Origin of the sequence: Alistipes sp. AM16-43 (genome assembly GCF_003435745.1) — a bacterium.
Lineage (GTDB): Bacteria > Bacteroidota > Bacteroidia > Bacteroidales > Rikenellaceae > Alistipes > Alistipes onderdonkii.
Map to the genome: position 1 here is coordinate 326,193 of NZ_QTUQ01000001.1, position 13,172 is coordinate 339,364.

Genomic DNA, 13,172 nt, shown 5'->3' on the forward strand with positions numbered 1-13,172 from the left:
TCCGGCGAGTTTCATGGCTTGTAAACCTTCCGAAATTGATGAACCCAGATTCGTCGGACTTACATTATATTATGGAAAAAATCCTGATTCTCGACTTCGGGTCGCAGTATACGCAGCTCATCGCGCGGCGCGTACGCGAACTGAATGTCTATTGCGAGATCCACCCCTTCAACAAGATTCCGGTGCCGGATGCTTCGGTGCGGGGCGTGATCCTCTCGGGCAGTCCCTTCTCCGTGAGGGACGAGCATGCCCCTGCCCCCGACCTTTCGGCCATCAAGGGCAAACTGCCCCTGCTGGGGGTCTGCTACGGCGCACAGTTCCTCGCATCGGCCTTCGGCGGCGAAGTGCAGCCTGCGCCCAGCCGCGAGTACGGCCGTGCGATGCTTACGGTGGGCGATGCCGGTGACCCGCTGATGCGCGGCCTGCCTGCGACCACGCAGGTGTGGATGTCGCACGGCGATACGATCACGTCCGTGCCGGCTGACTACAAGGTCGTGGCCAGCACCGAGGAGGTGCGCGTGGCTGCGTTCCGCATCGAGGGTGAGCAGACCTGGGGCATCCAGTTCCACCCCGAGGTTTACCATTCGACCGACGGCACGCACCTGCTGAAGAATTTCGTCGTGGGTATCTGCGGCTGCAGGCAGGAGTGGACCTCGGAGAGTTTCGTGGAGGCCACCGTGCGCGAGTTGCAGGAGAAACTGGGCGACGACAAGGTCGTGCTCGGGCTTTCGGGCGGCGTCGACTCGTCGGTGGCCGCCGTGCTGCTGCACAGGGCCATCGGCAAGAACCTCTACTGCATCTTCGTGGATTCGGGCCTGCTGCGCAAGAACGAATTCGAGGACGTGCTCGAGTCGTATAAGAACATGGGCTTGAACGTCAAGGGCGTGAAGGCCGGCGACAAGTTCCTGGGTGACCTGGCCGGCGTGAGCGATCCCGAGACCAAGCGCAAGATCATCGGCCGCGATTTCGTCGAGGTATTCAACGACGAGGCGATCCGGATCGAGGACGTGCGCTGGCTGGCGCAGGGGACGATCTATCCCGACGTGATCGAGTCGGTGTCGGTCAACGGCCCCTCGGCGACGATCAAGTCGCACCACAACGTCGGCGGGCTGCCCGAGAAGATGCACCTCGGGATCGTCGAGCCGCTGCGCCTGCTCTTCAAGGACGAGGTGCGCCGCGTAGGCCGTTCGCTCGGGATCTCCGAGCAGCTGATCGGGCGCCATCCCTTCCCGGGGCCCGGCCTTGCGATCCGTATCCTGGGCGACATTACGCCCGAAAAGGTCGGAATCCTGCAGGACGTGGACAAAATCTACATCGACGCCCTGCGCGATGCCGGACTTTACGACAAGGTGTGGCAGGCGGGGGCTATCCTGCTCCCCGTGAAGAGCGTCGGCGTGATGGGCGACGAGCGAACCTACGAGAGCTGCGTCGCACTGCGTGCCGTGACCTCGACCGACGGCATGACCGCCGACTGGGTGCACCTGCCCTACGAGTTCCTTGCCAATGTGTCGAACGACATCATCAATAAAGTCAAAGGGGTCAACCGCGTCGTCTACGACATCTCCTCGAAACCGCCTGCAACCATCGAGTGGGAATAGGGTATGATCCCTGCGCGGCCGCTGTGTGAGGCAGGCCGCCGCCGTATTGCAATCGTTGCCGAACCCGTTATTCGGCATGGCCTGCCCGGACGTTTACAGTCCGGGCAGGCTGCTTTTGTGGCCGGGTGGTGTGGTCGAGCGGCTTTGCCGGCTGCTGCAACGTGCGTGTAATGCCATATTCCCGGGATTGTAACGGGACTGTCGCAACGATGAAATAGCCGCAGGGTAATTTTGCAGCATCGGAAACGATGCCGGTTTATGACTCCTGCCGATGCAATCCGCCAACCAGCCTTGAAACTTCGCCCGTCCCGGTTTCCGGGGCGGAATTTTTTTTTTGCCTGGCCGAAGGTGCGCCAGGGGGGCGGTTCCGGACGGAAGCCTCCGCCGATGCCTTGATTTGGGTGCTTGCGAGGCTGTCTGCCGGACGGGTTGTCCCTTTCGAAGCAGCATGGAACGTTTTTTTTGCTATGTAACGGAATATTAACAGTAAATATATGCCGAAATCCTTTTGTATTTTTGAAATAAAAACTATCTTTGTAATAGTTTCCCCTTGAAAAAACGGAAGAATCGTAAGTCATTTATTGTGTACAGATATTAGTTTATAATCACCTAATTAAAACTATTTTTTATGAGTAAACATCTTTTTAGGTTGTTGTTCGGCGCATTCTTCCTCGTGGCTGCCACGGCATTTACGGGATGCTCCGATGATGATGACAAGTCGCTGACGCCGAAGTTGACGGCGGATCCGACGGCGCTTGATTTCACCGATGAGACGGCGACGACGCAGACCGTTGCCATCACGGCGAACTGCGAATGGACGGTTACTGCAAGTAACCTGGATTGGGCTACCATTTCCCCGATGAGCGGCAAAGGCAACGGAACGATCTCCGTTACGGTTTCCGAGCTGCCCGCCGGTACGAACCTGCGCGAAGGCAAAATCTCCTTCACGCTTATCCACCCCGAATTCGGCAAATGGGGTCAGGCCGAGTCGTCCGTAGCCGTAAAACAGTACGGCAGCGGGGTTACACCCCCCCCCACGGGCGATGCTATCTATGCTAACGATTTCGATAAGGAGCAGGCTCAAAAGGGGTCGGATAATAAATTCCCCTTCGCAGATGCATTCGAGGGCTGGAAGAATCAGACCGGTACGGGTGCCGACAATGTTGCTTATAAAACGAGCGGTATAAGTGTTCGTTCGAATTCGCCTTCGAACGATAGCCATTCGAAGTACAAGGACGACGCTTCCGGTGTCAACAATATGTTCTTCGGAACGAGCGGTGTTTTTGAGATTCAGAAAATCGCACTTGAATCTACCCAGAAGAACCTTCAACTTACGTTCGGTTCATACCGTAGTATTTTTGAAGATAAGGACAATGCCTTCAAGACTTCGGAGTTCCATGTATATCTGAGCAAGGACGGTGAAAACTGGGCGGAAATTACCTATGACCGCCCTGTCGGGGACGACGAGCACTCTAACTACGGTACCTGGGCTTTGGCGACGGCCAATTTCACGCTGAAACAGGTGCCTTCGGAACTTTACATTAAATTTACTTCGGATCTTACATCCGCACACCGTATCGACGACGTGAAACTTTTCGAGGGCATCGGTGGTACGGAGGTCGACCTGGACAATATTACTCCTCCTGTAACTGAAACGAAGACCATTGCTGAAGTCATTGCCGGTTCGGTAGGCGCGACCTATACTACGCAGGGACAAGTCGTGGCGATTAACGGACGTAGTTTCCTGATTCAGGACAATAGCGGGAAGATTCTGGTCTATCTTGGATGGAAAGATAATAAGCCTGTGGTAGATTATTCCGCTACGATTGGCCAGACTGTCAAGGTGACCGGCAAGACGACTACTTACAGTAAGTTGGTACAGTTCTCTGAAACCGACCTGGTAATAGAAAAGGTGTCTGACGGTTCCTTCACACAGCCTACTCCCGAGAAGTTCGACGGAGCCGCTTTCGATGCCTATGCGGCAGCCACTCCCGTTATTAAATATATCGAATATTCGGGCACGCTTACGATAGACGGGTATTACTATAATATAGCTGTCGATGGTACGGATCTGCAGGGCTCTCTGGCATATCCCGCCGATGGTTTTGTCGATGCGTCCCTTAATGGACAGGTTGTTATTGTCAAGGGTTATACGTTAGGTATGACCAACCAGAGTAAGATGCTTAGCACGATTGCCGTATCGGTCGAAAAGGATGGTGATGCACCCGCTGAACCGAAGATTACCAAGCTCGACCCGACGTCGCTTTCTTTCGCTGCGACGGACAATGCCAAGACCGTGACGGTCACGGCTGCCAATGCCGACGACTGCACGATCGAAGCCGCTACGGATAAATCGGAGCAGTTCACGACTTCCGTAAAGGGGATGGTTGTAACCGTGACGCCCAAGGAAAACACGACGGAGCAGGCTATCACCGCCACGCTGACCATCAAACTGATGAAGGCCGGTGCTGCTGTGGATACCAAAACCGTTGCGATTTCGCAGGCCGGGAAAATAGTGGGAAGCGGGTATGTGCGCGTAACCTCTATTACATCGGGTAAAAAATACCTGATAGTGGCTGAAAATGGAGATAAATATGCTGTTTTACCGGCATCTGCGGGGTTGAACGCTAGCAAATTGTTTGATGGAATTGCGATTACGGTTGCAAATGGAAAAATCGAAGCAAATGCGGCAAATAATGCCCATGCTGTTACCATTGTAGCGAGTGACGGTGCGTATACGATCCAAAATACAGCAGGCAAATTTATTGAGTACGCTAATAATAGTAGTGGTAAGACGCAGTTGGCAATTGTTGATGCATCATCAAGAAAATGGGTTGCTGATGAAGAAACTGCAGGGACATTTTTGATTAAAGATTCCGAGGTGACGGGGCGTGCACTCCTATACCGAAATGGAGACACTGAGTATGACAATCGTTTTGGAGGATATGCAACTTCAAATATAGGTAAAGGGTATATTACTGTCGCCCTTTATGAATTGAGCGAATAGCAACTCTCTGATTCCGATAATCCATCCCCGGCGGATTGGCTTCCGCCGGGGATGATTGTCGGATTTTCTACCTGACATTTTTATCTGCAAATTCCCACATGATTTTGACAAACGGGTTATTGAAACTTTTCGGGCGGGCTATGGTGCTCGGGGCGCTCCTGCTGGTTTTCGGGCGGTGCGGTTCCTCCGACGACGGCACCCCGGCGAATATTTCCGCGGTGTTCATGGAAACCGAGACGACCACGCTCGACGCCAAAGGTTATGCGACCGATCCCCGGCTCGTACTGACGGGGCCCGTAGGTACGGCTTACACCGTCACCGTGACCGAAGGCGGCAGTTGGTGCTGGACGTCGCGCAGGACGCATACCACGACCAAATCGGCGAAACTCGTTTCGGCGAACGATGTCGTGTACCTCTACCTGGACGATAATGAAACGGGCGCTTCGCGCCGGGCTGCGGTCGATGTCGTTTTCGACGGCGGGCACGAATTCACGTTGACGATCGACCAGGCGGACTACTCGGTTCCGGCGTCGATGGATCACGCGTGGGCGGAATTGCCCGCCTATGTCGAAGACTCCGATTACCGTTACGTAACACATTACGCGCCGCTCTCTTCGACTGTGACGGCACGTAACTTTACGATCTGCTACGACACGAAGAAACGCATCGCCAACTGGGTCGCCTATCCGATCCACGATTGTTATATGCAGGGTTCATACAACCGTGCGGACACATGGGCATATGATCCCGACATACCGTCCCAGTATCAAGCCGACCTCTCGCTCGGTTCCTATCGCAGCGGCGGTATTCGCGGTCACCAGTGTATGTCCAACCACCGCTATGTTCCCTATTCCCCGCTGCTGAATGAACAGACCTTCTATTCGACCAACATCATGCCGCAGAATTCTGCGTTTAACGGTGGCTCCTGGCTCAGTATGGAGAATACCGCATCGTCGAAACGGTGTGCCGATACGCTTTATATCGTGACGGGTACCTACGGCGTGCAGGGTTCCGGTTCGGACAAGGCGGGTACGTCGGTCGCCGTTCCGGAGTATTGCTGGAAGGTGCTGCTGCGTACCCGGAGCGGCCGGACGGGGAAACGGGTCGACCAGATTACGGATGCGTCGCAGCTGATGGCCATCGGGTTCTGGGCGAAAAACGCTTCGTCGAGCAAAAACGGGTTGAAGGAATATCTCACGAGCGTCGCCGACATCGAAGAGAAAACGGGCTATAAATTCTTTACGATGCTCGACGAGGACATTGCCGCCGACGTGAAGGCACAGAACAATCCCTCCGACTGGGGTATAAATTAATCTGAATTATATGAAGAAACTGCTTTTTACCGGGCTTTTCGCAGCGCTGATCGTCGCCTGCTTCGCCCAGAAACCCTACAAGGTCGTTTTCTACAACTTCGAAAACCTCTTCGATACGATCCGCAACCCGGAGATTTACGACGAGGAGTTTACGCCCGAAGGGCCCAAGAAGTGGAATACGCCCAAGTACACCAAAAAGATCAATAACCTTTCGCGCGTGTTGTTCGACATCGCCGCCATCAACAAGGACTACCCGGTGGTGATCGGTGTTTCGGAGATCGAGAACCGCAATGTCATGGAGGACGTGATCGCTACGCCCAAACTCGCCCCGGCCAATTACCGCATCGTGCACTACGATTCGCCCGATGCCCGCGGCGTGGACGTGGCGTTCTACTACCGTCCCGACGTGTTCAAGCTCGAAGGCAGCGCCCCGATCCCGTTTACGATGGAGAGCCTGCCGAATTTCCGCACGCGCGACGTGGTGACGATGTGGGGGACGATCGACGGGGAACCGTTCTATTTCATGGTGGCCCACTGGCCTTCGCGCCTGGGCGGCAAGGAGGCTTCGGCTCCCAAGCGCGAGCGCGCCGCCGAGATCATGCGCCATGCCGCCGACTCGGTGCTGGCGATCAACCCCGCGACCAAGGTCGTGATGATGGGTGACTTCAACGACGACGCCACCGACAAGAGCATCACCGAGGTGCTCGGCGCCGAAGGCAACATCCGCAAGCTCCAACCGGGCGGATACTACAATCCTTTTATCGACATGCTGAAGGCGGGTATCGGTTCGCTTGCCTACCGCGACCAGTGGAACCTGTTCGACAATATCGTCGTGTCGGAGAACCTCGCTACCGGCTCGACAGGTTCGCTCAAGCTGGAGCGTGCCCCCAAGGGGAAATATTACGGCAATATTTTCCGTGCCCCCTATCTGTTCCAGCAGGAAGGCCAGTACAAGGGCTACCCGCTGCGTACGTTCGTGGGCAACAATTTCCAGGGGGGATACAGCGACCACCTTCCCGTATTCATTTACATCGGTAAATAACCCAACAAAGTAATTATGAAGATCAGAGCTTTACTTGTTATCCTGCTCACGCTGGCCTGTGCCGGGGCGTATGCCCAGGACGGGGGCGTCAAAGGCAAGGTCGTCTCGCGTGACGGCCGTGTCGCACTGAGCAATGTCAAGGTGGTCGTCGAACCGCTCGGCGTCACCGTCATGACCGACAACCACGGTAATTTCAATATCGACCAGCTGCCCAAAGGGGAATACCAGTTGAAATTCGAAGCCCCCGAGTTCGAGAACCTCGACCTGGCGGTTCGTGTCGACAAGATGGTCAAGAACCTCAATTCGGTGGTGATGTCCCCCGATGTGCAGTATGTCATCGACGATGCCGTGTTCGCGGAGTTCGACTCCGACACGGCGGCCGACGGGCAGTCGCTGCCTTCGTCGCTTTCGTCGTCGAAGGATGTCTTCAACAACATCGCCTCGTATAAATTCAGCGAGATGCGTTTCAACGTGCGCGGTTACGACTCGCAGTATTCGAGCATCTACCTGAACGGCATCCGGTTCAACGATGCCATGACGGGCTATGGCCCCTGGTCGTTGTGGAGCGGCCTGAACGACGCCACGCGTAACCAGGAGAATACCGCCGGGCTGCGCTCGTCGGGCTACGGCATCGACGGCATCGGCGGCACGACCAATGTCAATGCGCGCGCTTCGCAGATGCGTAAGGGCTTCCGTGCCAGCGTCGTGAACGGCAACTCGATGTACCGCTTCCGCGCGATGGTTTCCTACGCTTCGGGCCTGCTCGACAACGGATGGTCGTACGCCTTCTCGTTCTCGACCCGCCAGGGCGGCAACTCCTATGTCGACGGGGTGTACTACAATGCCTACGGTTACTTCGCATCGGTCGAAAAGCGTTTCGGCGACGACCGCCACAACCTGGCGCTGACCATCCTGGGCGCACCGACCGAGCGCGGAGCGCAGCAGGCGTCGACGCAGGAGGCCTACGACCTGTTGAGTAACAACTACTACAACCCCAACGTGGGCAAGCAGGACGGCAAGCTGCGCAACTCGCGCGTGCGCGATTACCACGAGCCGATCGTGATGCTCAACTACGGGTTCGACATTTCGTCGAATACCAAACTTGCCGCCGCGGCTTCGTTCCGCTTCGGCAAGAACGGCTATTCGGCCCTGACGTGGACGGACGGCCCCGACCCGCGCCCCGACTACTACCGTTACCTGCCCAGCTTCTACACGAACCGTATCCTCCAGCTGTCCGAGGGCATCGAGAGTTCGGATCTGGGGACGTACAACGACCTTGCGCTGCGTTCGATGCGTGAGTGGATCACCGACCCCAGCAAGAGCCAGATGGATTATGACAACATGTTCCGCATGAACTACAACCGCAACAAGTCCGGGGCTTCGGGCATCTACATGATCGAAGAACGCCATACCGACCAGCGCGATTTCAACTTCGCGGCCAACATCGCCCATACGTTCCGCAACCAGTCCGTGCTGCGCGGAGGCCTGACGGCGCGTGTCAACCGCACGGAGTACTACGACGAGGTGAAAGACCTGCTCGGTGCCGACTACTGGCTCGACGTGGATAAGTTCGCCCTGCGCGACAACGGCAACTACAACCCGCTGCTTTCGCAGAACGACCTGGATTATTACCTCAAGCACGGCGAGGCCCGCCGCGTCGGGGAAGGCGATAAGTTCAGCTACGATTACTACGCCAACCTGCGCCAGGCACAGGTCTGGGCGCAGTATTACGCCTCGTTCGGCGGTTTCACGATGAGCCTCGGCGGCGAGGTCGGCTATACGGCCATGTGGCGCGACGGCCGGCTGCGCAAGGGCCTCTTCGCGAACAACTCGCTCGGCAAATCGAAGACGCTCGATTACCTGACCTACAAGCTCAAGGGCGAGTTCTCGTACCGTTTCTCGGGTGCGCACGCCATCGACGCCAATGTGGCCTACATGGTCAATCCCCCGCAGTTCCGCGACGCTTTCGTTTCGGCGCGTACCCGCAATACGACTACGCCGGGCCTCGATTCCGAGAAGGTACTCGGCGTAGATCTGTCCTACAACCTCAACCTGCCGTGGATCACGGCGCGCGTTTCGGGTTACTATACCTCGGTCGCCGACCAGTCGAAGGTTATCTCGTACTATGACGATACGCAGTCGTCGTTCACCAACTTTGCCATGAGCGGCATCGACAAGCGTTACTACGGCCTCGAAGTGGGCGTCGTGGTTCCCATCTGGGGCGGCATCTCGTTCAACGGCGCCCTGAGCCTGGGCGACTACCGCTATACGTCGGACGCCAACTTCACGCAGACGCGCGACAACAGCGAGGAGGTGCTCCGCGGCGACAAGGTGCTCTGGGACGACCTCTACGTCGAAAGCACGCCGCAGACGGCGCTCAACCTCGGTCTGAGCTACCGCGGCCCGCGCAACTGGTTCGCCTCGGTCGATTTCAACTATTACGACCGTATCTACCTCTCGATGAACCCCGCGCGCCGTACCCGTGCCGCTTATGCCACGGTACTGCGCCCCGACGAGGCGGCACAGCTTCCCGGCGCCGTGAAATACACGGCGCTGATGAACCTGCGCGAGCAGGAGAAATTCGACTCGGCCTATACGCTCAACCTGAGCGTCGGCAAGAACTGGTACATCCACCGCATCTACCAGCTGGGCTTCAGCCTCGAGGTGAAGAATATCCTCAACGACCAGACGATCCGCACGGGCGGTTACGAACAGATGCGCCTTTCGCGCCGTACCTATGTGAACAAGGAGGGTGCGGCCGCCCAGCCGATCCAGTACTACGTACCGTTCGATTCGAAGTACTTTTACCTGCTGGGGACGACCTATTACCTGAATGTATATTTCCGCTTCTAATACGATATGACGATTATGAAAAAGATATTTCAGTTATGTGCCGTGCTGGCCGTGATGTTTGCGGTTACGGGGTGCTATAATGATTTCGATGCGCCGAAGCCCGCCAAAGTCTATACCGACGAGGATTTCGCGGGGATGAAGCATATCTCCATCGCCGATGTGAAACAGATGTTCCTCGATGAGCACAAGTCGCTCGGCGGTACGGGCAGCAACTCGAGCTGGGGCGATACGAAGTACGTACAGATCGGCCAGTCGCCCGACGGGCTGGATTACTACATCAAGGGCAAGGTGCAGTCGAGCGACGAGGAGGGCAACGTCTACAAGTCGCTCTACCTGGTGGACGATTCGGGTGCCATCGAGGTGAAGCTCACCACGGGGCTCTATTTTACCTATCCGATGGGGCGTTTCGACAAGGCCACGGGTACGATCCCCTCGAACTGGGTCTATGTCAAGGTCTCGGGCCTTTATATCGGCAACTACCGCATGATGCTGTCGCTGGGCGAGGGGCCTACCGATTCCTACAACAAGGTGGGCGAACATAAATTCTATGCCAACTCGAACATCGAAGACCCGACGGAGATCCGCAAGCGCGTATTCCTCGGCGGGGAGACGCAGCTGGAGCTGGGCAAGGAGATCCTCGAGGTCACCGAAGCCAACTGCGACGATTTCTTCGGCCAGAACGGGCAGCAGTATTTCGGGCGCCTGGTGATCCTGCGCGGCGTTACGTGCCGTTACGGGACGGTAGGGTCGAACATCTATCCCGCGTGGATGTATACCGACATCCGCCCGGTGATGAACAAGGTCTGGTATCGGTGGGCGTTCAGCAATGCTGGTACGAACCTCTACGGTTCGGTGCTTTTCACCTATGACAGCACCCTGCCTTCGACGACCAACAAGAAGGGTGTCTATACGGTGCGCACGAGCGGTTATTCGCGTTTCGCCCAGTATCCCGTCGTCCGCGACGGCGCGAAAGGCGATATCATGGCCATCTTCGGCATCTACTCCAAGGACTGGACATACAACTACGGCGCTTACCAGTGCACGGTCAACTATTTCGACGACATCATGTTCGATGAAGACGCCTTCCTGACGGAGGCGGAAGTCGAGCAGCTGACGCCGGCCGACTCGTGGGTTACGCCCGACACGTCGGACGACGAGTATACCGAATAACCCGCTCCGGCAGAAACGACGGCCGCCCTCGGAAAGGCGGCCGTTTTTTCGTTGCCGGCGATACCGGGAAGCGTTAAAATCCGTATCTTTGCCCCGGATATTCACTCCTGACCGATGAAAGATTTTGCAGCCATAGATTTCGAGACGGCCAACGGCCGGCGTACGAGCGTCTGCTCGGTGGGCGTCGTCGTGGTGCGTGGCGGCGAGGTGGTCGACACGCTTTACAGCCTGATCCGCCCGCGTCCTAATTTTTACAGCCGTTTTACCACGGCTATCCACGGCCTCAGCTACGAGGATACGGCCCAGGCGCCCGACTTCGCGGCCGTATGGAGCGAGATTGCACCCCGCATCGAGGGGCTGCCGCTCGTGGCGCACAACTCGCCCTTCGACGAGGGGTGCCTGCGCGCCGTGTTCGAGTTGTACGGGATGCCTTACCCCGGCTACCGGTTCTATTGTACGTGCCGCGCCTCGCGCAGGACGTTCGGCAGCCGCCTGCCCAACCACCAGCTCCATACCGTGTCGGCGGCGTGCGGTTTCGACCTTGCCAACCACCACCATGCCCTGGCCGATGCCGAGGCGTGCGCGCGGATCGCGCTGAAAATCCTGTAACGGGGCTCCTGCCCCGAAACAGAAACTCCCGGCAATAGCCGGGAGTTTTCGTATTTTCCTGTTGCCGGGTCAGAGCCCCAGCTCCAGCTGGAAGCGGATTTCCCAGCGGTTGTAGTCGGGGTCGAACGATTCGCTGCGGTGGTTGTACGACATGTCGGCCTGTACTTTCAGGCTGTGGCCGATGATGTAACGGGTGATGCCTACGGTCGTCTGGTTCCAGCGCTTGTACCCCGCAAAGGGTTGTACCTCGTGCTCGGGGAAGAGCGTCGAATTACGCAGGGCGACCTCCCATTTCTTGTCGAACAGGTAGCTGGTCTGTATGTTGAGCCCCTGCCCGCTGTATACGAAGGCATTGCTCTGGGAGTCGAACAGCGGTCGGTCGCAGCTGCGTCCCATGAAATCGGTATAGAATGCGAAGCCCCGGTATTTGAGGATGAAATCCGCGAAATAGGAGCCGATGTTGCGGGTCGCGTCGTCCGGCATGACGGCGCCGCGCTGGCCTTTCAGGCGCGATGCCTTGTGGTTGTAGGAGTAGGCTCCGGCCACGAGTATCTTGACCTGCTCCTCGCCTTCGAAATCCCCCTCCATCACGTCGCCTTTCGACTTGAACCGCCCCAGCGGGTAGAGCTCCAGCCGTCCCGTGTAGGCGAGCCCGCCGTTGGACGAACTGCCCCAGTTGCGGCCTTCGCCCAGCGTCACCGAACCTTTGGCCGAGAGGTTGAAGCCCTCGCCCCCGCGCATGTTGTATTCGCCGAAGAACCCGAAATCGCGGTCGAGGTTGAACTCGCTGTTGACGATGCTGCGGTCGACAAATTGCAGGGCGCTCGAAGAGTTAATGCGCGCCCGGTTGGCCTTGATCTTGGTCTGCCCGAACCCGATGTTCCACTTGGGACTCGGGACGTAGTAGACGATTGCGTCGCGGACGATGTTCATATTGCCGTTGGGCAGCGGTTCCGTGTCGTAGGAGGTGAATCCCAGCTGAACCGAATAGACCAGTTTCGGGGAATAGATGTACCCGTCGAAGCGCAGGCGCAGGCGCTTGACCTGCGCATCGGTTTTCGTGAGCGTGAAATCCTTGTCGAACGAGAGTCCCACCATGTTCTGCATCCGGAAGCGCATCGTCAGTGAGAACCAGTTGCTTTTGGGACGGAACGTGATGCCCTTGCCGACTTCGAGGTTGGGCATGTTGCGTATGCGCTCCAACAGTTCGTGTTCGTCTTCGAGCGAATCGGCGGAGATGAATTCGGTTTGCCTCAGTGGCGAGCGTTCCTGTGCTGCAGCGATTGCGCAGCTGCACGTCAGCATGAGCAGAAGGAGTGTCTTTTTCATGTCGGTCTTGTCTGTCTGTTTGTTTCGTTTTGTTTCGTTTCGTTTCGGCCGGGTTCGGGCAAAAATACAAAAAATATGCTCTTACCCGGTTAAGTCGCTGCAAAGTTGGGCGGTAAACCTGAAAAGAATATGAAATAGCCGTTGGAATCTTCCCGAAAAGGAACTAAATTTGTGGTGCGGCATCCGTGCACGGTTTCCGTTGGCGGCATGTCGCCTGCCGGACAATAAACCTGCCGGTTTTACGTTTTATG

Annotated in this window: 8 protein-coding genes; 7 read left to right on the forward strand and 1 reads right to left on the reverse strand. The window is 56.9% G+C overall.

Annotated elements, in window-relative coordinates; genetic code table 11:
- Window positions 1–68: 68 nt before the first annotated feature.
- From guaA to DW189_RS01360, 7 genes are all read left to right on the forward strand, one after another.
- The gene (gene guaA, locus DW189_RS01330) at window positions 69–1,598 is read left to right on the forward strand and encodes a glutamine-hydrolyzing GMP synthase (protein WP_197408215.1); all 1,530 of its coding nucleotides are present in this window, start codon (window positions 69–71) and stop codon (window positions 1,596–1,598) included.
- A 628-nt stretch (window positions 1,599–2,226) separates the two neighbouring features.
- Complete coding sequence (locus DW189_RS01335) at window positions 2,227–4,605, forward strand: BACON domain-containing protein (protein WP_117506608.1); 2,379 nt, start codon at window positions 2,227–2,229, stop codon at window positions 4,603–4,605.
- Between the two features lie 104 nt (window positions 4,606–4,709).
- Window positions 4,710–5,918, forward strand: coding sequence for a DNA/RNA non-specific endonuclease (locus DW189_RS01340; protein ID WP_181969285.1), 1,209 nt, complete (start codon window positions 4,710–4,712; stop codon window positions 5,916–5,918).
- Between the two features lie 10 nt (window positions 5,919–5,928).
- A complete protein-coding gene (locus DW189_RS01345) occupies window positions 5,929–6,960 on the forward strand; it encodes a nuclease (protein WP_032134329.1) in 1,032 nt (343 codons plus the stop codon).
- Between the two features lie 15 nt (window positions 6,961–6,975).
- On the forward strand, window positions 6,976–9,813 hold the full coding sequence (locus tag DW189_RS01350) for a TonB-dependent receptor (RefSeq protein ID WP_117506610.1): 2,838 nt from the start codon (window positions 6,976–6,978) through the stop codon (window positions 9,811–9,813).
- A gap of 15 nt (window positions 9,814–9,828) precedes the next feature.
- Entirely contained in the window at window positions 9,829–10,983 is a 1,155-nt protein-coding gene (locus DW189_RS01355) for a DUF5689 domain-containing protein (protein WP_141417515.1), read from the forward strand.
- 114 nt (window positions 10,984–11,097) lie between these two features.
- Window positions 11,098–11,592: a 3'-5' exonuclease gene (locus tag DW189_RS01360; protein ID WP_018696864.1), complete on the forward strand. Its 495-nt coding sequence runs from the start codon at window positions 11,098–11,100 to the stop codon at window positions 11,590–11,592.
- Window positions 11,593–11,661: 69 nt separating this feature from the next.
- Here the strand turns inward: DW189_RS01360 and DW189_RS01365 are convergent, their stop codons facing one another.
- Complete coding sequence (locus tag DW189_RS01365; RefSeq protein ID WP_117506612.1) at window positions 11,662–12,921, reverse strand: porin; 1,260 nt, start codon at window positions 12,919–12,921, stop codon at window positions 11,662–11,664.
- Window positions 12,922–13,172: the final 251 nt, after the last annotated feature.